The sequence below is a fragment of the Rhizobium azibense genome (genome assembly GCF_004342325.1).
Lineage (GTDB): Bacteria > Pseudomonadota > Alphaproteobacteria > Rhizobiales > Rhizobiaceae > Rhizobium > Rhizobium etli_B.
In genome coordinates this window covers 1-20,594 of the sequence record NZ_SMBJ01000019.1, presented here as the reverse complement: position 1 = coordinate 20,594, position 20,594 = coordinate 1, and the positions used below count along the sequence as shown (strand labels likewise).

General features: G+C 56.9%; 17 protein-coding genes and 5 pseudogenes. 7 read left to right on the top strand and 15 right to left on the bottom strand.

Annotation, left to right across the window (positions count from 1 at the left end; all coding sequences use genetic code 11):
- Window positions 1-10: 10 nt before the first annotated feature.
- From EV130_RS30370 to EV130_RS30320, 10 genes are all read right to left on the bottom strand, one after another.
- Window positions 11-1,318, bottom strand: a complete 1,308-nt coding sequence (locus tag EV130_RS30370) for an FAD-binding protein (protein ID WP_004678525.1) — start codon at window positions 1,316-1,318, stop codon at window positions 11-13.
- A 9-nt stretch (window positions 1,319-1,327) separates the two neighbouring features.
- On the bottom strand, window positions 1,328-2,437 hold the full coding sequence (locus tag EV130_RS30365; protein WP_004678527.1) for an electron transfer flavoprotein subunit alpha/FixB family protein: 1,110 nt from the start codon (window positions 2,435-2,437) through the stop codon (window positions 1,328-1,330).
- Between the two features lie 15 nt (window positions 2,438-2,452).
- On the bottom strand, window positions 2,453-3,301 hold the full coding sequence (locus EV130_RS30360) for an electron transfer flavoprotein subunit beta/FixA family protein (RefSeq protein ID WP_004678528.1): 849 nt from the start codon (window positions 3,299-3,301) through the stop codon (window positions 2,453-2,455).
- Window positions 3,302-3,477: 176 nt separating this feature from the next.
- On the bottom strand, window positions 3,478-3,861 hold the full coding sequence (gene nifW / locus EV130_RS30355; protein ID WP_004678534.1) for a nitrogenase stabilizing/protective protein NifW: 384 nt from the start codon (window positions 3,859-3,861) through the stop codon (window positions 3,478-3,480).
- Window positions 3,862-4,200: 339 nt separating this feature from the next.
- Window positions 4,201-5,397 (bottom strand): cysteine desulfurase NifS, encoded by a 1,197-nt coding sequence (gene nifS / locus EV130_RS30350; RefSeq protein WP_004678544.1) that lies wholly within the window; start codon window positions 5,395-5,397, stop codon window positions 4,201-4,203.
- Between the two features lie 969 nt (window positions 5,398-6,366).
- A complete protein-coding gene (locus tag EV130_RS30340; RefSeq protein ID WP_004678546.1) occupies window positions 6,367-6,684 on the bottom strand; it encodes a HesB/IscA family protein in 318 nt (105 codons plus the stop codon).
- A gap of 528 nt (window positions 6,685-7,212) precedes the next feature.
- Window positions 7,213-8,664, bottom strand: a complete 1,452-nt coding sequence (gene rpoN, locus EV130_RS30335) for an RNA polymerase factor sigma-54 (RefSeq protein WP_004678547.1) — start codon at window positions 8,662-8,664, stop codon at window positions 7,213-7,215.
- Window positions 8,665-8,739: 75 nt separating this feature from the next.
- Window positions 8,740-9,279, bottom strand: a complete 540-nt coding sequence (locus tag EV130_RS30330; protein WP_004678566.1) for a peroxiredoxin — start codon at window positions 9,277-9,279, stop codon at window positions 8,740-8,742.
- Window positions 9,280-10,141: 862 nt separating this feature from the next.
- Window positions 10,142-10,858: a Crp/Fnr family transcriptional regulator gene (locus EV130_RS30325; protein WP_026188843.1), complete on the bottom strand. Its 717-nt coding sequence runs from the start codon at window positions 10,856-10,858 to the stop codon at window positions 10,142-10,144.
- A gap of 446 nt (window positions 10,859-11,304) precedes the next feature.
- Window positions 11,305-11,628 carry a hypothetical protein gene (locus EV130_RS30320; RefSeq protein ID WP_132662505.1) on the bottom strand — a complete coding sequence of 108 codons (324 nt, stop codon included), beginning with the start codon at window positions 11,626-11,628 and terminating at the stop codon, window positions 11,305-11,307.
- A 306-nt stretch (window positions 11,629-11,934) separates the two neighbouring features.
- Here EV130_RS30320 and EV130_RS30315 point away from each other — a divergent pair, with 306 nt between their 5' ends.
- From EV130_RS30315 to EV130_RS30305, 3 genes are all read left to right on the top strand, one after another.
- The gene (locus tag EV130_RS30315; RefSeq protein ID WP_018247194.1) at window positions 11,935-13,113 is read left to right on the top strand and encodes a cytochrome P450; all 1,179 of its coding nucleotides are present in this window, start codon (window positions 11,935-11,937) and stop codon (window positions 13,111-13,113) included.
- Window positions 13,114-13,133: 20 nt separating this feature from the next.
- Entirely contained in the window at window positions 13,134-13,388 is a 255-nt protein-coding gene (locus EV130_RS30310; protein WP_004678571.1) for a ferredoxin, read from the top strand.
- Window positions 13,389-13,617: 229 nt separating this feature from the next.
- A complete protein-coding gene (locus EV130_RS30305; protein WP_004678573.1) occupies window positions 13,618-14,145 on the top strand; it encodes a nuclear transport factor 2 family protein in 528 nt (175 codons plus the stop codon).
- A 393-nt stretch (window positions 14,146-14,538) separates the two neighbouring features.
- Here the strand turns inward: EV130_RS30305 and EV130_RS32795 are convergent, their stop codons facing one another.
- Window positions 14,539-14,934, bottom strand: coding sequence for a hypothetical protein (locus tag EV130_RS32795; protein WP_155774533.1), 396 nt, complete (start codon window positions 14,932-14,934; stop codon window positions 14,539-14,541).
- Here EV130_RS32795 and EV130_RS34320 point away from each other — a divergent pair.
- Window positions 14,888-15,103 carry a hypothetical protein gene (locus tag EV130_RS34320; protein WP_348646384.1) on the top strand — a complete coding sequence of 72 codons (216 nt, stop codon included), beginning with the start codon at window positions 14,888-14,890 and terminating at the stop codon, window positions 15,101-15,103. The genes EV130_RS32795 and EV130_RS34320 overlap by 47 nt on opposite strands.
- 140 nt (window positions 15,104-15,243) lie before the next feature.
- Here EV130_RS34320 and EV130_RS30290 read toward each other — a convergent pair.
- The 3 genes and pseudogenes from EV130_RS30290 to speD all read right to left on the bottom strand — a co-directional run.
- Window positions 15,244-15,531, bottom strand: a pseudogene (locus EV130_RS30290) (reverse transcriptase domain-containing protein); the annotation flags it as partial.
- Window positions 15,532-15,669: 138 nt separating this feature from the next.
- Window positions 15,670-15,768 (bottom strand): annotated as a pseudogene (locus EV130_RS34315) (IS630 family transposase); the annotation flags it as partial.
- Window positions 15,769-15,941: 173 nt separating this feature from the next.
- Entirely contained in the window at window positions 15,942-16,427 is a 486-nt protein-coding gene (speD, locus tag EV130_RS30285; protein ID WP_018247191.1) for an adenosylmethionine decarboxylase, read from the bottom strand.
- A 53-nt stretch (window positions 16,428-16,480) separates the two neighbouring features.
- Here speD and EV130_RS30280 point away from each other — a divergent pair.
- Window positions 16,481-17,660, top strand: a pseudogene (locus EV130_RS30280) (IS256 family transposase).
- 31 nt (window positions 17,661-17,691) lie between these two features.
- Here the strand turns inward: EV130_RS30280 and EV130_RS33685 are convergent.
- Window positions 17,692-19,308, bottom strand: coding sequence for a hypothetical protein (locus EV130_RS33685; protein ID WP_063824132.1), 1,617 nt, complete (start codon window positions 19,306-19,308; stop codon window positions 17,692-17,694).
- Between the two features lie 277 nt (window positions 19,309-19,585).
- Here EV130_RS33685 and EV130_RS30270 point away from each other — a divergent pair.
- A pseudogene (locus tag EV130_RS30270) lies at window positions 19,586-20,274 on the top strand (transposase).
- Between the two features lie 33 nt (window positions 20,275-20,307).
- A pseudogene (locus EV130_RS30265) lies at window positions 20,308-20,594 on the top strand (IS3 family transposase); the annotation flags it as partial.

The following is a 20,594-nucleotide window of genomic DNA, read 5'->3' as shown; positions in this document are numbered from 1 at the left end:
CATCTCTCCTTTATCGCCACGCGCGCGCCAAGCGAACCGCGTCACCAAACAGCCCCCAGCGGGAGCGTGCCTTGATGAAGGTGCCCGTGGTCGCCCGTTCCTTGTCGATCTTCGGGGTGCCATCGACTCGCACAAAGTTCTGTGCGGCCTGCGACAGCAACCTTGGATAAGTCGTGAAGAAATTGCGGGAATTGGTGTGCAGCAGGGCAGGCATGTCCTTGTATTTCCGCAAGTCTTTGATAACGAACGACTTTTCAAGCATCGACTTGTAAAGGGAGAGGTTCTCCTTGACCATCGGCTTTTTGCGATTCTTGATCTGGACGATTGCTTCGCCGGCGATGCGCCCCGACGTCATGGCGAGGTTTGACCCCTCGCGGTGCACCGCATTATTAAGTTGTGCCGCGTCGCCGACGACGACCCAGCCGTCACCAAAAAGCTGCGGAATTGCCTTGTAACCACCTTCTGGAATGAGATGCGCCGCATATTCCTTGACTTCCGCTCCTGCGATCAGCGGCTTTACCGACGGATGGCTTTTGAATTTTTCGAGCAGATCATAAGGACTTTCCATTGTTGCCGCGAATTCGGAGACAAGGCAGCCAATGCCGATCGAGATCGATTCTTTGTTGGTGTAGAGGAAGGCAAGCCCGGCCATGTTGCGAGAGATCGTGCCAACTGCCTCGATGACGCAGCCTTCATTGGCCTTGAGGCCGAACCGCTGGTCAATTACCTCTTCGGCCAGGAAATGCATTTCCTTGACGGCGAGCGCGACAGTTTCCGGTTTTGGCGTGTCACGCAATCCAGCACGCGTGCCGAGCAGCCCATTGACGCCCTCTGCGAGAACGACCACGTCAGCAAGAATCACGTCGCCGGCGCGGTCGGTGCGAACGCCAATCACCTTGCCCTTTGGATCACGAACGAGTTCCGTCACGGTCGTCTCGCATAGAAGCGTCGCTCCGGCCTCGCGCACCTTGCGTGAAAACCATTTGTCGAATTGGGCGCGAATGACCGTGTAGCGATTGTGTCTCGACTCGTTGAAGTCGTCCGACCGGTATTGCATACCGATGTGGGACGAGTCGTCCATCATCCAGAAGCGCTGCTCGACTAAGTGCCGCTCCAGAGGCGCATCATCCCGGAAATCCGGCAGGATTTTCTCCAGCATGTCCGCGTACATGATGGCGCCCTGCACATTCTTGGAGCCCGGATACTCGCCACGCTCCAACTGCAGCACCTTCATGCCGCGGTTCGACATCGTGTAAGCAGCTGCGTTTCCGGCCATGCCGGCCCCGATAACTATGGCGTCGAAGTTTTCCTCAGTCATGGGGCGCCCTCAGTTTGCAAGCTTATCGCGACTGTGCGGCGACAGTCGATGGGTGAAGAGTTCCGTTAATGACGGCAGTAAACGGATCGCATCGGTGACGACGCCGAGGTGGGCGAAATCAAAAATCGGCGCGTTAGGATCGGTGTTAATGGCTAAAATAAGATCAGCTCCCTCGACGCCAACGCGATGCTGGATGGCGCCGGAAATGCCGGCTGCTATGTAAAGCTTCGGCCGGATAGTTTTGCCAGTTTGGCCGATCTGCCGATCAGCAGGCATCCAGCCCTTTTGGACGAGGGGGCGCGAACAGCCATAATCGGCCCCGATCGTCCGCGCGAGTTTCTTCATAAGCTTCACGTTCTCCACCGCGCCGAGACCGAGGCCTCCAGCAACCACGACGTCCGCATAGGCGAGATTCGCCGTCGCCGACTGGCCATCGGACAAGAAACCGAGGACCTTAGTGACGATCTCTTCCTCGATCATCGACACTTTGTGTTGAATGACGCGTCCGATCTTATTATTCCCGCGCGGAGGCATGGCCATGACCCTCGGCCGGACCGTTGCCATCTGCGGCCGGCAGTTGAGCGTGTAGATCGTGCAAAGCAAGGAGCCGCCGAAAGTCGGCCGGGTCGCCGCAAGCGAGCCGTCCGCATCCACATCAAGTTCGGTGCAATCCGCCGTGAGCCCTGTCAACAAGGTCGTCGCCACGGAACCGGCAAGGTCGCGCCCGAGCGTCGTTGCCCCTAAAAGAAGGATTTCCGGTTTGTAGTTAGTAACCAGATCCGTCAATGCTTTGGTGAAAGGCTCATTTCGGTAGTCGGCGAGCAGTGGGGCCTCGACGAGGTAGGCCAGGTCGGCGCCATAAGCAAAAGCCTCGGCGATGGCAAACCACGTGGCCTCTCCCGGTGGTCCGAGAACGACGCCGGCAAGCTGGACGCCCAGCTTGTCGGCGAGCTTGCGGCCTTCGCCGAGCAGCTCGAAGGAGACGGGATGCACCTGATCGCGCTCCAGCTCGATGAAGACCCAAACGTGCCGATGGTCCTTAAACTGATCGGGCAGCTCTTTCTTCATGGCGGCACGGCCAGCGGCTGGAGGAGGGCTCTCTCGATTCGTGCTCAACATCGTCGCTCCTTGCCTTCATTCGCCGTCAAAGGCGAGTTCGCTTTCGAGCGCCGGCTGGCGCAAAAAGATCCCAGCGATCAACTCCTCCGCGAGATCGCGCGGTGTTTTTTCCGCGGTGTCGATCTGCTCCGCCTTTTCCGCCCGCTCAGGAGGGGCAAAGACCCTCTTAACGACGGTTGGCGAGCCACGCAGGCCGCACTTGGTGAGGTCCTCTATGCCAGCGTCGGCCGCATTCCACTTCACGATCTGGCTGCGCGCGGCCCGTAGCGCGTCATCGAGCGAGCCGCGGCGGATTTCGTTTGTGCCTTCGAGCATTGTAATTAGGCAAGGGAGCTTGCTCATCAGCGTCTGCGTGCCCCCTTCCGAGCGGCGCTCCACCGTAATCTCGCGCCCATTGATGTCGACAGAGACGATTTTGGCAACGTAGGTGAGCTGCAGGAGGTCGAGGCGCTTGGCGATGCCAGGCCCAACCTGGGCGGTATCGCCGTCGATGGTCTGTTTGCCCGTAAAGACGATATCGGGCGTACCGAAGGCCTCTCCGATCTTCGCGATGGCTCGCGAAAGAGCAAACGAGGTCGCCAGAGTGTCGGAGCCGGCAAAATGACGGTCGGTCAAGAGTACGGCGCGGTCGGCGCCGTAGGTGAGCGCCTTGCGCAACGCGTCCTCTGCCATGGGCGGCCCCATGGTGAGCACGGTCACCTCGCCGCCATGGCGGTCGCGCAACTGGAGCGCCTCTTCAAGGGCGAACAGATCATAGGGGTTGATGATGGTTGGCACCCCCTGACGCATGATTGTGTTCGTCACCGGATGCACTCGTATTTGTGCGGAGTCCGGTACCTGTTTGATACAGATAACTATGTGCATGGCGGTTTCTTACTCCCTCCCTCTATGGGTGGCGGGCTTGTCAGTACACATGCTTGCGTGCATCATTCGTGCCAACCGTTTGGCGTTCTCTATCACATTGAAATGGCTTCGATTCCGACGTTGCTAGCATATGACTGAATTGTAAGCTTCCCGACATTGTCGTGTCGCAACCGTGCTCACTTCTTTTCGAACGGCTTCAGGAAAGAGTCTAACGGGACAACGGTGCGGCCGGGTGTGACAGGTCTGTTCGGATTGTGGTCCTTGAGCACCTTGAAGACCCGGTGCGAGAGCGGCGCGGAGGTCGCGAAATCACAGTAGGCCCTTTCCAGTATGGCACGGGCACGAGCAGCGATTACCCGGTCTGGGAGATGGGAGAAGTCCTCTGCCGCGAGGTATTGGCCCATACGCTTCATGATATGGAGTCGTGAGACATCGAGAACCTTCGGGTCATAGGGGACCCCTAGGGCTTCGAAGAACTCCTCCGCAGCCGAGAGAGATTTCAGCCGATTGAGGATGTCTTTGACATCGACGGGACTGCTGTCAGCGGAGCAACGGCACATAAGATTCCCCCTGGTCGTGAGCGGTGATCGCGAGATCGTTCTCCCGTAGCTTAAGCTGCAACGTACGGAATGCGTGGTTCGACGCGGCTAGGCGCAAGGCAGTCGCGTTGCAACTGGAGTCGGCATAGGCTGATGGTCGGATGCGATCCACCGATGGTGTCGAGAGATTGATTAAGATGATATGGCGCTGGGCCCCCTCCATGAACACGCATGGGCGGTGAACCGGCGATCTATGTGACTGAGAGCCCCGGCTTTTACCTGATCGTTCATACGATGCCGGTGCCGTCATGCAGGTCGTATCGGTGAAAAGGAATTGCCGTTTCATGAGCGTGCCTGCTCCTACTCCCCTGAACGAACCCGGCTGCTCGTGTCGGCCACGTGGCCGGAACGGGATTGGCTCCGGAGCCTTTCAACGATGCCCGGTAAAACTTCGAGCACCCGGTCGACATCCTCGTCACAGTTATCGCGCGAGAACGAGAAGCGGATTGTTCCGTGCGCCATAGCATGAGGGATATCCATTGCCCTCAAGACATGGCTCGGCTCCAGCGAACCGGAGGAGCAAGCAGAGCCGGAAGAGCAGGCGATGCCATAGCGGTTGAGAAGAAGGAGCATACTGTCTCCTTCGACACGTTGAAAGGCGATGTTCGCCGTGTTCGGCAACCTCTTAAGCCTATCGCCGGTTACGAAGGCGCCTGGAACACGCTGGACAATGCCGTTCTCCAATCGATCTCGGAGCGACTTTAATCGGGTGCTCTCGTCGTCTATTGATTTCAGGGCGAGTTCGGCAGCCTTGCCTAAACCGACAATCCCGGCCGTATTTTCTGTCCCTGCGCGTCGGTCGCGCTCCTGATGACCTCCCTTGATCAGTGAGGAGAAAGATAAGCCCCGCCTGAGATAGAGTGCACCAATGCCTTTTGGTCCATGGAATTTGTGTCCGGACAACGAAAGCATGTCGATTGCAGTAGGTTGGAGGTCCATTGGAACCTTGCCGACCGCCTGGACCGCGTCGGTGTGGAAAAGTGCACCGATTCTCTTGGCCATCTCGGCAAGCTTAGCGACCGGGAAAATGGTTCCCGTCTCGTTGTTCGCCCACATGATCGAAGCAATCGCTACACGATGAGTGAGGGCGGTCTCATAGGCGTCAAGATCGAGACGTCCATGTCGATCCACTGGGATCCTGTGTACCTTAATGCCGCGCGTCTTCTCCAGATGGCCGCAGAGTGTCAGCACCGCTGAATGCTCGACTGCGGAAGTCACGATCTCTGTGCGCTCAGGCATCACCTCCAGCGCCGAAAGGATCGCCGCATTGTCGCTTTCCGTCCCCCCCGAGGTGAACACGATCTCATGATCGAACTCGGCGCCGATCAGCGCTTGCAATTGCCGGCGCGCCTTCCTCACCGCCTCGCGGATAGAGGAGCCAAAAGCGTGCGTCGACGAAGGGTTTCCAAACTGATCCGCAAAGAACGGCAGCATGGCTTCAACCACTTCAGGATCGACTCTGGTCGTTGCATTATTGTCGAGATAGATCGCTCTCATGGGTGGATCTCGACTGAGGGGAAGCGGTGACAATGCTGCGGCGTCTTGCACATGCTGTTGTTTGCTAACCTCGGGCAAGCAGCGCGGGGTGGAGTCGTGCGATGGCGCGTCATGCGATCTTGTTGGCATCGATAACGTCGCATCGCCGCCATCAGTAGGAAGGGAAGAACGTTGTGCGCTCGCGCCTTTTCCAACGGTTGGATTCGCCGCGGCTGCTTAACTAGATGGGTCGCCAGCTTAGCTTGTCGCTGAGAACTGAACTGTTGCAGGCTGCGGCGATTTTTAGACCCTGTCCTACGCGATTGCCGGCTACAACATCGATTTCGACCCTGCCAATTTCTCCAGGCCTCAGATTTCTGTTGTGACGGTCTGATCGTCCTCCTCTGCCGGAGCGAGGCTTTCGACGACCAGTACTGTATAAACCGCTGACACGTCTTCGACGGCTTGAACGAGTGTCGTCCGTCTACTGCCAGATCTAGCGAAGTGAGCGACTTGGTCATGAAATCAAGCCTCTTGACACGCACGCGTCTTCGCTCACCTTTCCTCGGCGCGGAACTGCTTGCAGAGGGAGCGTCTCCTTTGGAATCCTGGCCCGGATGCCCGCCAAAAAATTTTGCTGCCTCAGGATAATCCGTTGATGAGCAGACCTTTTTCTCCGGCAGCAAACCGCTTAAAAAGCCTGCTGTCTCCTGACGGACGTTTTGAGGCGCTTCGGCGGGCTTTAGGGTTATGAGTTCGGCCAGCGCTGGCGAGAAGGCGGTCGCTGGGTTGGAACGCAAGGACGACGGCGTCACCAGAAACGCTCCCACCGTTGGATCGACTCCAATTATCAATTCAGGCCCTCTACCGTAGGAAACTGCCGCGGTCTCGCTGAGGGGATTTTCCTGCACGCCGTCGTTCTTCGGATTGAAAAAGGAAACCATGACCTTTTCGCAATAATTCCGCATGGCTCTCTCGCTTTCTCGGTGATCAGCCGAAGGATTTGCCGCAAGTGCAGTTCTGGTGCGCATTGGGATTGTCGAAGACAAAACCGGAGGTTTCTGGTCCCGTCACGAAGTCGATCGTCATGCCGTTGATGTGTGCTTGGGAGTCTGCGTCAACGAACACCTTGACCCCATTTGTTTCGATCACCGCGTCGCCCTCGCCCTGGACGCTTTCTAGCCCCACCAGGTATTTGTAGCCGGCGCATCCACCTGCCTCGACCGCGATGCGAAAGCCTTCCGCCTGCTCGGCTCGGGAAAGCGTTACGTTCATGATGGCGGCGGCATTCTCTGTGAGCTTGATCATGGGATGATTCCTTTTTGTTCGATGGCGCATTTTCGGATTACCGTGCATGCGTCGTGCCAAGCGGTAAGGAAGGCCAAGAGTTCGATCAGCCCGCGTGTTGTATTCCTGCGTCGTCGAACATCGGAGATCTCGAAAGCGCGCCAACTCCAGAACGTCTGCCCGCGTATCTCCGTCTATCATTTTCGGTTGAGGCTCTCGTTGCCGCCGCACCGAAATCCCAGCGGTTCGGCGAAAATGAATGGGAGGCGACAACTGCTTCTAGATTTGTCGCTTGCGCGACATAAAAATTCTGCACGAGTTTCGTGATTAACCGCTTAGCCCCTAAGCGCTTGGGCTATGGAACAGACATCTAATCTTTTCTGGAACGTCAGCTTAAGCGGCCGGAACAACTTTTGAAGCTCCCGTGACGAGGCTGCGGTCGCCAGCCCATATGAAGTCGATCCTCCATGGAGAGGACTAAGCACAATGTCACATGTGCCTCAGTTCCGCGGTTTTTGGGAAAAGGGCATCACCTACGGTACAAAGGACTTATCCCTCCGCGGCCGCCAGTACAAACCGTTTCTCCCGCCGGCGTTGCGCGGACGAGGGGATGTTCATCGCCTCGCGATATTTGGCGACTGTGCGGCGAGCAATGTCGACGCCTGTTTCCTTGAGCTTGGCAACGATGCCATCGTCGGACAGCACATCATGGAGCGTCTCTGCGGCAATAAGTGCCCTTATCTGATGGCGCACAGCTTCGGCCGAGTGCGCGTCACCGCCTTGTGAGGACGGGATCGCGACGGTGAAAAAATACTTGAGCTCGAACACGCCGCGGGGCGTGAGAATGTATTTGTTCGACGTTACCCGACTTACAGTGGACTCGTGCATGTCGATCGCGTCAGCGATGGTCTTAAGATTGAGAGGGCGAAGATGAGCAATGCCATCTTCCAAAAAGACATCCTGGTGGCGCACGATTTCGGTCGCCACCTTAAGGATCGTCGTGGCGCGCTGATCGAGACTCCGAACCAACCAGCTCGCGCTCTGGAAGCATTCGTTGAGGAATGACTGATCTTTCGAGCTTTGGGCGGTTAGGCGAGTAACTTGCGCAAAATAGGTTTGGTTGATCAGTACCTTGGGCAAAATCTCCCGATTAAGCTCGACGTGCCATCCGCCTCCCGGCGAGGGTAGGACGAAGACGTCGGGTATGATGGATTCCGACCTTGCGGACTGGAACTGGTTTCCAGGCTTTGGGTCAAGTGCACGAATTTCGTTCAACATATCGAGAAGGTCGTCTTCATCGACCCGGCAACGTCGCTTCAGTGCTCGAAAATCGCGTCGCGCAAGCAACTCGAGATTTGCGACCAGAGCTGCCATGGCCGGGTCGAACCGGTCTCGTTGGCGCAACTGAATCTCGAGGCATTCGCCCAGACTTCGCGCAAATATGCCCGGCGGGTCAAATAGCTGCAAAGCCTCAAGAACCCGCTTCACTCCAGCCTCAGGGCTATTTAGCCTCTCTGCTAGCTCCTGAAGGTTCACTTGCAGATACCCAGTGTCATCCAGATGGTCGGCAAGCGCGCCAGCAATCAGCCGCTCCTGGGGTGTGAAGGCAGTGAGGGCGATCTGATGGGCGACATGTTCGTGCAATGTCTCAGTTGAGGCGGCGAACTCATCCAGGGAAGGCCTTTCCCCCGGCGAAAGGTTGCCTGTGTCACGGATTGATTTCCAGGGACTAGACAGCTCAGGCATGTCCGTCCTGGCCGGTCCATCAACGTGGTCTTCGCGTGCGCTGATATTTGGATCATCCGCCGCAGTTGGCGATACGCCAGAAGCCCCGCCGTCATTCGACGCCAGGTCGAGAAATGGGTTCTTCTCGATTTCCTGTTCCACGAACTGATTCAGTTCGGTGTGCGCCAGCTGCAGCAAGCGAATAGACGCGATGAGCTGGGGCGTAATAACCAGCGATTGCTGCTGACGCTGATGAAGGCTTGTAAAGGACTTCATGGTTCGAGCAAAACTCCTATCATTCGGCGCAGGTGTGCACGACAAGTCGTAGCTGCTGGTCGTTGGCTTCAATGCTCATACGAAGGCTGGGGCCTTAAGGCATTTCAAAATGTTTTGCGGCGAAGAAACGCCATACGGATCGGTCGCGCAGTTGTCGCCAAAGCCTTCTTCCTCGAACCACCCCTCCACGACGCCATTATTGATCACGGCAGCGTAGCGCCAGGAGCGCAGACCGAAACCGAGATTGTCCTTGGCGACGAGCATACCCATTTTCCGAGTGAATTCTCCCGAACCGTCCGGGATAAGCTTGACATTTTTCAACCCCTGAGACTTGCCCCAAGCATTCATGACGAAGGCATCGTTGACGGAGAGACAGTAGATGTCGTCAATGCCATTCTTCTTAAACTCGACATAAAGACTTTCGAAATCAGGCAGTTGGAAGGTGGAGCAGATTGGCGTGAAGGCGCCCGGCAGCGAAAAAAGGATTACCCGCTTACCGCTGAAATAGTCGTCGGTCGTCTTGTCTTCCCAGCGGTAGGGGTTGGGACCGGATATAGACTCGTCGCGAACCCGCGTGCGAAAGGTGACAATAGGGACCTGCTTTTCCATGGTCATCAATGAAGCTCCTCTAGGAAAATTTATTTGCGGCCTCTCAGTCACGGCTAACACGAATCCGACCTCGGCCCACACGCCAGGGCAAGCAAGCGTCATGCCATTTGGCCTGAAGGAGATGGACTTGCGGTCAGCACAGGGCCTTCGTCGCCGCACTCGTGCGCTGCTCGTGCGGGCGAGCGAATTGTGAAGCCGTTGTGCCGCGCTGACGGCCGGGCGCTGTTTCGGCTACTTCCGACCGCATCTCGATCAAGGTTTCTCTGTCGCCTTTTAGAACCTTAGCATACTGCCCGCCAGTCCGGTCGCGGCGGGAAGGCGCGGGTCACGGGGCTTGAGGTTCTGCTCGTGCGTATGTCTACCCGCGCACGTTTTCTTGTTTGAAACTGCACAAGAAAGTTTGAGGTCCGACAAAAGGGGGCGCCAGGCTCGGACCGCGCATCGAAAAATGGTGAAACGCAAACGGCTCCGATAATTTCGTCACAGAAGACGACGATGGCGGATATCCGCAGGTTGGGGGCGTGAAGAGCTCGCAGCCGCCAATATCGATCGGCTGATGCCGACCGGCACCCGGGTCGCGCTATGTAGCCTTTGGCCTACGAGCATTTGTTGCTCGGCTGACGTCGCCGCGGAGCTGATATTTTGTTCCATTCACCACTCACCGCTCAGCTCGCTGGCGACGTGCTGGGCGCCCGGCGCCGATGGCGACGCCACCCACCTGCCCGGCGGCTATCCCGAGCTGCAAGCCGGCGGCTCCGGGACTAGAAGTTTTCTCGCCCGGAATGCTCGATGTGGTAGCGCCCGGCACGTCCGTCTGCATCCCGACAATGCCGCCTAGTTCTTTACGCTGGCGATACGCGGGTGGCAATTACCCGCTGATTTTCTTTGCGAGCGCATCCATGTCGGGCACGGTGATATGCCGGATGTTCTCGATGCGGATGACGCCCTCTTTGCGAAGCCGGGTCAACTGGCGGCTGACGGTTTCGATCGTCAGCCCGAGAAAGTCGGCAATCTCGGCACGCGATAGCGGCAGATCGAAGGCAGTGCTCGTCGCCGTCTCGGCGTGGGCGGCAATGAGGTGGAGCAGGCTTGCGACCTTCTCCTCGGCGGTCCGCCGGCCGAGCGTCAGCATCCATTCGCGCGCGGCATCCAGCTCGTTCAGCGCCTGAGCGTGCAGGCTACGCTGCAATTCCCTAGTCTCCAATATCATGCGTTCGAGCAAATTGCGGGGGAACACGCAGATCTCCGCATCGGTCGCGGCCTCGGCCGACAGCGTGCTTTCGCGCACGAAGGGGCGGCCGACGAAATCGGGGGCGAATTGCAGGCCAACGATCTGCTGGCGCCCGTCCGACATCACCTTGCAGAGCTTCACCACGCCGCGCGTGATGTTCGAATAGAAAGAGTTTTCCGATCCTTGTGCAATGATCTCGCAGCCTGCGTCGACCTTGCGGCGCAGCGAGTGGCGGCCAAGTTCGCTAAGCTGGCCAGCCGACAAGGCGCCGCAAACGACGCCGTGCCGCGCCTGGCAGGAACGGCAAGCGACGGAAGTGCTAATCACGAGAACCTCACCGCGTGCGACGTCCATGTCCTGATCCCTTCGAAAACCGCCTATGCCGGACATGCCCGAGACGACCACGCGGCCGTTGCGACTTCGGCTATCCCTATTTCTTCCAGCGCGTCTTTGATGGCTATCAATTTCATCAGGATTGCGATTTGATCCAGATCAAATCTCCGTACCCACGCTCTTGCCGTGCCAGGCAGGGCAGTTTTGTGGATTTGTTTCGGACGGCATTTTCGGCCCGCCGCTTGAGCGGGCTTTCTGCGGCCATCGCCTTCCGTCTCGGCGGACGGTAGGCCACCATATCCATTGCTGTCAGACAACACCCAATCGGCAGATTGCCGCCGACTCTTAGGGTGGTGTCGTCGGGCTGGTAGAACTGACATTCAGGACAAAGGAGTAGCACGCTTCGAGCTTTTCCCGGAATTCCGCCGCTAGCTCGATGCCACAATTCAAAGCTACCCACCCTCAAGCTATCCCACTGCATCGCAGTACATCAGGACATTCGTTGCTCGTCGCGCTGTCTCTGGCCCCCGGCTGTGGTGGCTGGGAAAAAGTCGCACCTGAATAGATGGCATCCGGCACCTGATGTCGGGTTTTGTTAGATGCGCGACACGGCCTTGATCAGCCAATCTTTGTTCTGCCTTGAGCCAAAGCGCTGAAAGGCAATTGAAAAATTTCTTTCCGGCCAAATCAATCAAATTGGCATGAACTTTGAAGTTCTTCTTGCGGGGCGGCAAGGACTGTCGGCCGGTTTCTTTGGTGACCGCCATGGAGCGGAGGAAATCAAAATGCATCTGTGCTCAGAACGCATTTACCGGAAGAGAGGTACCCGTGAAAATCCGATGTCGACCGGAAGGGCGGGCGAGGCATCCAAGAAATTTCGACTTCGGCCAACAAAGCAGCGTGGATTTCGAGCCGCACGGCGATCTGATCGCTGCATCGCATGTCATTGGCGCCTCGCGCTGCTGAGATTGGAAATCTGGCGCTCAACGATTTTGCTCGCTCCCTCTCCGAGGAGAATTCGTTCTCGGCGAAGGGGCTTTGATGACAGGAGAAAAGCAGTGGCTACCATTAGGGTTCCAGAACATGTCCCTCCCGAAATGGTGAAGGACTTCAGCCTGTTCACGTCGCCCGGCATGGAGCGCATGCCAAATGGGGATCCGCACGCAGCTGTCGCTTGCCTCCATAATGGACCGAGAATCTTTTATTCTCCCTGCAATACGCGCGATGGCCGAGGTACCTGGGTCATCGTTCGCGCTCAGGACCAACGCAAATTGCTGCAGGACACCGGAACCTTTTCCAGCCATCGGAGCCTTTTCGCCTCGGCGCTTGGCGAAAACTGGCCGCTGATCCCGCTTGAACTCGACCCCCCGGCTCACAGCGTGTTTCGCTCACTTCTCAATCCGCTGCTTTCGCCCAGGCGGATAATGGAGCTTGAACCGGCGGTCCGTGATCGGGCGATTGCGTTGATTTCCAAGATTTCCGCGTCGAGCACAAGCTGCGACATCTTGACGGACTTCGCCTTTCCTTTTGCGGTTAGTATCTTCCTCCGTTTGCTCGGCTTATCCGATGAGCGCCTCAATACATTCGTGGGCTGGGGGAAGGACCTGCTCCACGGCGACGGCATCAGACGAACCGCAGCCGCCCGAACAATTTTGGCGTTCATCGATGAACTTGCAGCGATGCGCCGCAAAGAACCGGCCGACGATTTCATGACCTTCGTCGTGCAGGCAAAGGTCGACGGCCGCCTGTTGAGAGACCAGGAAATCCATGGAATAGGCGTGCTTCTATTCGTCGCGGGACTGGACACCGTGGCAACGGCGATCGGCTTTGACCTGGCCTATCTCGCGCGCAATCCGACAGAACAGGAATTGCTGCGGAGCAAACCGGATCGAATTGTGCTCGCAGCCGAAGAACTGCTTCGCGCCTATTCGACCGTGCAGATGATCCGTGTGGCGACGAAAGATATCAATTTCGAAGGCGCGCCGATCCGTAAGGGGGACTACATTTCCTGCGCCACGATGATTGCCAATCGTGATCCGGTGGAATTCGAAAATCCGAACACGATCGATTTGGCACGAGAAGACAATCGCCACACCGCTTTTGCGTACGGTCCCCATCGCTGTCTTGGATCACACCTTGCCCGGCGAGAGATCGTCATCGGCCTGGAGGAGTGGCTGTCGCGCATCCCTGACTTCCGTATCAAGGATGGTACGGCGCCCATCACCTATGGGGGCCACGTGTTTGGAATAGAGAATCTGATCCTGGACTGGTCCTGATAATTGAGAGGAGGAAAGACATGGAGTACCGTATGCGCGTCATAGTGCACACTTCCAAATGCCAAGGTCATGCAAGATGCTGGGCCCAAGCGCCCGAAATATTCAATCTTGACGACGAGGGATACATACTGCCCGGTGCAATCGATGTCGAGGAGAGGGACGAACTGTTCGCGTCGCGAGGCGCTCGATCCTGCCCTGAACGTGCGCTGGAGATAGATTGCGTTTCGGATGCGTTGCTCGATCGCCTTTTGTTCAACCAACATTGTGGGGGTTGAAACGCAACGCAACTGGTGCATGACGGCGCCGTCGCTGTCCAAACACCTTACCCGCAGCTCTCCCATTGATGTCTACTTCTAAGGGCAGTTGTTTACATGCATGCCTAAGCAGAGGGAGGGTTTTTCCTTACGTCAGCCGAGCAGTTGAAAGCTGGCTGCGTCACTGGATGGGTAAGCGCCCCAATATCAGATGTGCGACAAGCGATGAAACACAAAAAAAATTACCGAATTGCTCGACCGCGAGGCGCTCCGCGACTGCCTCTATCGGTATTGCCGCGGGATAGACCGCGCCGATGAAAGGGCGCTGCGCAGTTCCTACTGGCCCGATGCACGTGACAATCACGGGACCTATTCCGGTTCGGCCGAGGGCTTCATCGAGTTCGCCCTTGGTGTCTTCAAGACGGGACCGCGCAACATCCATCAAATCACGAACATTCTGATTGAGTTCAGCAGCCCGGAAAAAGCCGCCGTCGAAAGTTACTTCGCCGCACTGCAACGCGCACCGAACAAGGCCGGAACGCTAAGTCAGGCCCTGATCTGCGGCCGCTATTGCGATCTGTTCCTGAAAAAGGGAGGGGATTGGAGAATTGCCGAACGGACGGTGGTCTATGATCTAGTCGAGGAGCAGATCTTGGCCGCGGCATCCGAGACTGAGCAGTTCGGCCACCGGCAGCCGATCGGAGCATCATGTCCCGATGACCCCGTCTACGCATTTAGGAAGACTGCATTCCTTCAAGAGGGTGAAAGTGAGACTTGATCGATCAGGATTCAGCCTCGAGATCGTCAACGTTGGTCAGGGAACTTTTACGTGCGCATGCCGATGGTTTCGGAACTTGAACGCGCGGGCAAGATAGACCTCACCGCGGTGCGCAGCCGGGTGCCAATGGGTCGCGTGGCGCGTCCAGACAAAATTGCCCGAGCGGTGCGCTTTCTCGCCAGCGCGCAAGCGTCACCGGGTCTGTGGTGACCGTCGACGGTGGCTGGAGATCGTTTAGTAACCGGGGTAGGCGCACCCGCCATGCCCGGGACGCCACGAGCCGAACTCTTCCCTCCTGCCGAGCACTCCACTGCGCGCATTGCGCTTGTCATGGCGGGGCGGACTGCATAGGCGCTGCCGTTGTGCGCCGCTTTGCGGAACACGGCGACGCGCTTACCAGAACACTGCCGGAGCTGCTCGGAGTTTTCTCCCTCGTCTGCGGTTGATTGGCGCGCATGCGGCGCTGCCGATTTGTTGAAACGCGACGCGATATTGTTCGGGCGCTGTTGATGCAGTTGCATTTAGGCTCCGAGCAAATAGGAAAACTTTTCCTAGGCTCTTTTTGCAGCTGGCACGATTTTTGGATCTACCACATGCCGAGAGATTGGAGTTTTGTTTATCAGCAATGGGCGCCGAGTCGACCGTAATGGTGAAGTGGGGCTTCATACGACCGTATGGGCCTCCCGAAGCCGCCTTATACTTCTTGACAAGCTGGAAAATCGCCAGCGATGGGTTGGGCCAAATGAAAGGCTCGAATTGGAAGGAATCCCAGAAATCAAGAAAGATCATCCAATCTCCTCCGCCTTGGGTCGCCGGTTTGGTTTCGAAACTGGACGGCGAGCATACACTACCAAGGATACTGAGCGAGCTTAAATCAGAACGGTATGACGTCACCAAATGCGACGTTCACGATTTCGTCTCTGCCCTTGCTAGCTGTGGCCTCATTGAAGAGAGCTGAGCCACTTAAGTTGGAGACTGGGGTCAATCGGGCAATGGTTGCCCCATGTCCGGCCGCGGCGTTGGAACTGGCTAAAAGGGTTTCTCATCAAGGGCGATCACGCAACGAGCGTTCGACGACAAAATGGGGTTTCGATTAAAGAGATCATGCGGAAGATTGTCGAACAGCCCTTTGATGTCGAATTCCAGAACCCAATCGTACTTCCAGCACCGCTGACGCGTTACCCCAACGGCATCCAAAGCCGACTTCATCGGCCTGTAGCCATAGGAGTCTGGCAAGAAGAGCGGCTCTAAATCCGGCTCAATCATCTGCTTGACCACCATCTGAGCGATCCGATCACTGACCGTCGGCACACCCAAAACCCTTTCGCCTCCGGTCTTCTTTGGAATGGAGACGACGCGCACCGGCGGCGGAAAGTAAGCCCCAGCCACCACGGCTCTTTACCGCAGCAGCTCGGACTGGTTTGAGACCCGCTCCTGAAAGCCGATCCCGGAGGGCCATCCTCCATCATTCACGCAGCTTCACGTTACGGGGTTAGCTCATACTGAACTCCTTCCGTGCCTCTGCAGCACACTTTCGTCGATGAAGATCAGCTGTTCTGGATCGAGATTCAGTTGGCCGTCGAACCAGACACGCCGGCGCTTTAGGACATCCGGCTGGTTCCGCAAAGCCAATTTTTTCGCCGATACCAAGCTCGACGAATACCTCAAAGCCCTTTTCTGTGTAGTACGGCACTTCATTCGGCACGATCATAGTGCGGAATTCAGAAGGGTATTTTTCGCGCACGAAAACGATTTGTCTAGACATGTTCCGCCTCGATTTCGGAGAATACTTTCGGCTAAAGCGCTTCCACAATATTTGGATGCGTTATTCTTGTTCCAAGAAGACGCTTGTGCTCGCTAATATCGATCCGGGATGGACGAAATACGTCGCGCAACGCGGTGATACTCGCGTACGGGTCTAGCGAACCACAAAAAAATACGTCTATCGCGACCATGCGTTCTTCGTGCCAGGTATTTACGCAAATGTGCGATTCAGCGAGAATTGCGAAGCCCGTGACGCCCCCATCTTCGCTATATTTTCTATAACTCGATTCCAACATCGTTGCGCGGCAGTCATGAACGGCTTGCGCTACCGCCGCCTCAATCGCTTCAGCATTTCCCGTATTTTCTGCATCCCACATATCGATAAAGAGATGGGTTCCGGCGCATACTCGGTCTGAGCTAGGGTAATTTATTCCGCCTTTAGGCGCTCCGTTCAGCATATATATGCTCCGCTTCTTGATCGTGTCCAATGGAGTGGTGTAACTGGATTTCATAGCCATCGGTGATTTCCGGTAGGGTCGGGTTGCTTGAGCCAACCTGAGGGACACCACCGATGACCGACGACATGATGAACCTGCGCTCACTCGTTGAGAAGAGCGCCGATGCCGATTTGCTGCGCGAGATGATCGGCTTTACTGCCGAGAAGCTGATGGCGCTGGAGGTCGGCACGAAGACCGGCGCGGGCTATGGCGAGAAGAATGGCTTCCGACTGGCCCAGCGTAACGGCTATCGCGACCGGGATTGGGAGACACGGGCGGGCACCGTCGAGCTGCGCATTCCCAAGCTTCGCACAGGCAGCTATTTCCCGAGCTTTCTCGAACCACGCCGGATGGCCGAGAAGGCCCTGACTGCGGTCATCGAAGAAGCCTATATCCAAGGCGTTTCGACCCGATCCGTCGATGACCTCGTCAAGGCCATGGGCATGAGCGGCATCTCCAAAAGCCAGGTATCCCGGCTGTGCGAAGAAATCGATGAGAAGGTGAAGGTCTTCCTCGACAGGCCCATCGAAGGAGAATGGCCCTACCTGTGGATCGATGCGACCTCCCTCAAGGTTCGGCGCGGTGGTCGTATTGTCTCCGTCGCCGTAATCATCGCCGTCGGCGTCAACACCGACGGTCGACGCGAGGTGCTCGGCACGTCCGAGGCCGAGGCGACCTGGACGGAGTTTCTTCGAAAGCTGACCAGGCGGGGTCTGCGTGGCGTGAAGCTCGTTGTCTCCGATGCGCATGAGGGCATCAAGGCCGCAGTATCGAAGGTGCTCTCCGCCACCTGGCAGCGCTGCAGGGTCCACTTCATGCGCAATACCTTGGCCCATGCTGGAAAGAGCGGACGCCGAGTTTTCTCCGCCTTCATTGCCACGGCCTTCGCTCAGGACACGCCGGAGGCGGCAAGCACTCAGTGGCGCAACGTCGCCGACCAGATCAGGCCAAAGGTACCGAAGCTCGCCAGTCTTATGGACAGCGCCGAGCAAGACGTGCTCGCCTACATGTCCCAAGCAGCATTGGGCCAAACTTCACTCGACCAACCCGATTGAGCGATTGAACGGCGAGATCAAGCGGCGGACAGAGGTCGTCGGCATCTTCCCCAACGACGACGCCATCGTGCGCCTGGTCGGTGCGCTGCTGCTCGAACAGAACGATGAATGGGCCGTCCAGCGATCCCGCTACATGACACTTGAGACAATCGCCACAATGAGCGATGATCCCCTCATCAGCCTGCCAGCAGCAAGCTGACACTCATCCGGCTGGGATGAGCCGTGGTCGTCTAAGCTACACCACGTCCTGGGACATGATCCGCTTCTTGCTTTTGCATTGGGTGTGCAGGCGGCATAGCCATGATCTCCGTGGTGGCTTGGAGAATATCCTTTACGGAGGCTTCGTCTGGGCTTGTACCGCCGGCAATTGGATAGATCTCAGAGGACTCGCCAAAATTCCTTAACAACGACAGCATGGGACCGGGCGACACCGCCCAATCCAAATAGGTATATTCATTCCCCTGAACCGTGTTTCTCAAAGGGTGTTGGACGGCCCAGTTCATGCTGATTGTGATCAGAGAGCCCGTTTTCCGCCAGCTTTCTAAGGCCGAAAACAATTGCTGCCTTTCAGCAGCTCCCTCGCCCATGCCAAATAGGAGGGATACCCCAACCTTGATTCCGGCTTCGGACAAGATCTCAACTGCTTTGTCCCCGCGTTCCATCCACGAACCCTTCTTGGTGGCGATGTTCTTGTGAAGACCTCCAACAAGTTCTGGGCGCGGTGTCTCGACCCCGATGAAAAGATATTCCAGGCCCATGCGGCCTAGTCTTCGTGCAAGGGCTGGGTTATTGACAATTTGGTCAATGGTCGCTTGTCCGCCAAGCCGCACAGGATTTTCGAGTGGGTCGAATACCTTTTCAAACTGGGCTACGAGGGCCGAATTCCATCCAAGAAGAGTTGAGTCTTCAATGAACGCCGAGACAGGAAAGTTTTCGCCGTAATCTGCCTTGACTACGCGGCGGGCTGCTGCGAGTTGGCCGCATAACCGGTGGGGGCTTATCTTGAACTGTCGAGGAGGCCCGACAACGCTGATCCTCTCACTGCAGAAGATACAATCATAGATACAGCCACGCCCGATGTCGCTGAAGACGTGCGCGGTAGGCGCGCCACCAAACACGTCAAAGCTCGTTGTAATTCCGAACATTTCGGCTGGGGATGGCATCCCATTATAATCGAGCGGCATGCCCGAAGAGCACACAGTGTGGACCTGATCGTCCATGATTGTGCCGGCGATCCAGTGCCCCGGGGTGGTCGTCAGGTGGCCCAATGAGAATTTCGCCTGCCTTGGCGAAAAACCTCTTGCTTCCAAGGAAGCTACGACGCACCCAATTTCCGCGATAAAGTGTTCACCATCTCCGGAGAGCACGATGTCGAAACAGCTGGAAACTTTTCCGTCAGCAATTAGCCGCAGAGGGGACGCTAGATGATGTCTTACACGATTTTCGTCATCCCGATATATTGTTTCGGTGGCGTGGCGACCGCCAAGAACGATACAAACGTCATCGCCTAGAAACTCTCTGATGTATTTCGCTGTCTCAATCGCACCGCGGAAGCATATCGACATCGCTCCTATGAGAACTAAATTGGGCCGGACCCGGACTAATAGCGGCGTTAGCCTTCGCTGCACATCGTCCATGTCAGATAGCAGAAGCGTTGATTGTCGCCTGTCACTCCTGGTGCCGCGCCAATTGCTTTCGCCCCATGCACCTTCCGCCTTGGATGCCAGTGACGCAGCATATCTGCAGGCATTGTAGAGGCTTGCCGGATCGGCGCTTGATAATGCCATTTCGCCCGCCTCGCCGTGAGAAAACTGGGGAGCAGAACACGCGATTACACGTAAGCCCACGGGCTTCCTCCACTATCTGTAATATTTTTGAAATGATTCGGGCGGTTAAGCGATCTTTTCTCCGGTATTAGACTCGGTCGTATCCGATGGCATAAGTATTGATACAACAAATATGGCTAGTATAACCGCGAAGCACGCAGAATACACCAAGTGGTAATGCCCGGTATATTTGATAATCCGCCCTCCGCCGAAATTGCCTAAGAGCCCGATTTAAAAGAAGTTGAGCGATAACAGGCAGTTGTGATTCCCTATTGGTGCTAAATCAAATGGGGTTTCGATGAGCTGGACTGCTATCGCTCGCCGTGAGCATAACCGAGACGTGCTTCGTTTTCCAAGTGATTTGAAGGACCTGGAATGGGCGTTGATCAAACCGCTGATCCCGCCAGCGCGTCGTGGCGGGCGGCGTCGGACGACGAATATGCGCTCGGTCGTGGAGGCGATCCTCTATATCGCCTCGAGCGGCTGCCAATGGCGCATGCTGCCGGGCGATTTTCCGCCGGTTTCGACAGTGCGCGGTTATTTTTATGCTTGGCGCGCGATCGGACTGTGGCAGAGCATCAACCAGCTTCTGGTGATGGCGGCGCGGGAAATCGAGGGACGGGAGGCGCAACCGACGGCAGGGATTATCGACAGCCAAAGCGTAGCGACGGCGCACCCCATGTCCTCAAGGCGATCCGCCGCCGTTTTCCGTGGCTGCGCCACATCTTCGCCGATGGTGGCTACGCCGGAGCCAAGTTGAGGCGAGCAATGTGCGGCCATGGTGACTGGACGATCGAAATGGTCAAGCGTTCGGATCACGCCAAGGGCTTCGTCGTCCTGCCCAAGAGATGGGTGGTGGAAAGAACTTTCGCCTGGCTTGGACGCTGCCGCCGTCTCGCCAAGGATTGGGAGAAATCGATCGAAAGCGCAACCGCATGGGCGCAAATCGCTTCAATCAGAATGCTCACAAGGCGCATCGCAAGATAACGGATATACGAATGAACTTTTGAATCGGGCTCTGAGACGCGGGTGCGCTACGGCTATCGTCGCGTGCATGTGCTTTTGGAACGCGAGGGTTGGGGCACCAACATCAAGCGAACCTACCGCATTTACAGGGACTTGGGGCTACAGTTGCGGAACAAGACACCGAAGCGGAGGGTAAAAGCCCAGCTTCGCGAGGATCGGCACATGGCCGTCGGACCCAACGACGTCTGGGCGATGGACTTCGTTCACGACCAACTCGCAACGGGTAAGAAACTGCGCGTGCTGACGGTGGTCGACACCTTCTCGCGCTACGTGCCGGTGCT

Bases quoted from the DNA above. Each gene is read 5' to 3' on its own strand.
- EV130_RS30370 (WP_004678525.1), bottom strand. From the start codon at position 1,318: ATGACTGAGGAAAACTTCGACGCCATAGTTATCGGGGCCGGCATGGCC.
- EV130_RS30365 (WP_004678527.1), bottom strand. From the start codon at position 2,437: ATGTTGAGCACGAATCGAGAGAGCCCTCCTCCAGCCGCTGGCCGTGCC.
- EV130_RS30360 (WP_004678528.1), bottom strand. From the start codon at position 3,301: ATGCACATAGTTATCTGTATCAAACAGGTACCGGACTCCGCACAAATA.
- nifW (WP_004678534.1), bottom strand. From the start codon at position 3,861: ATGTGCCGTTGCTCCGCTGACAGCAGTCCCGTCGATGTCAAAGACATC.
- nifS (WP_004678544.1), bottom strand. From the start codon at position 5,397: ATGAGAGCGATCTATCTCGACAATAATGCAACGACCAGAGTCGATCCT.
- EV130_RS30340 (WP_004678546.1), bottom strand. From the start codon at position 6,684: ATGATCAAGCTCACAGAGAATGCCGCCGCCATCATGAACGTAACGCTT.
- rpoN (WP_004678547.1), bottom strand. From the start codon at position 8,664: ATGAAGTCCTTTACAAGCCTTCATCAGCGTCAGCAGCAATCGCTGGTT.
- EV130_RS30330 (WP_004678566.1), bottom strand. From the start codon at position 9,279: ATGACCATGGAAAAGCAGGTCCCTATTGTCACCTTTCGCACGCGGGTT.
- EV130_RS30325 (WP_026188843.1), bottom strand. From the start codon at position 10,858: ATGGACGTCGCACGCGGTGAGGTTCTCGTGATTAGCACTTCCGTCGCT.
- EV130_RS30320 (WP_132662505.1), bottom strand. From the start codon at position 11,628: ATGCATTTTGATTTCCTCCGCTCCATGGCGGTCACCAAAGAAACCGGC.
- EV130_RS30315 (WP_018247194.1), top strand. From the start codon at position 11,935: ATGGTGAAGGACTTCAGCCTGTTCACGTCGCCCGGCATGGAGCGCATG.
- EV130_RS30310 (WP_004678571.1), top strand. From the start codon at position 13,134: ATGGAGTACCGTATGCGCGTCATAGTGCACACTTCCAAATGCCAAGGT.
- EV130_RS34320 (WP_348646384.1), top strand. From the start codon at position 14,888: ATGAAAGGCTCGAATTGGAAGGAATCCCAGAAATCAAGAAAGATCATC.
- EV130_RS32795 (WP_155774533.1), bottom strand. From the start codon at position 14,934: ATGATCTTTCTTGATTTCTGGGATTCCTTCCAATTCGAGCCTTTCATT.
- speD (WP_018247191.1), bottom strand. From the start codon at position 16,427: ATGGCTATGAAATCCAGTTACACCACTCCATTGGACACGATCAAGAAG.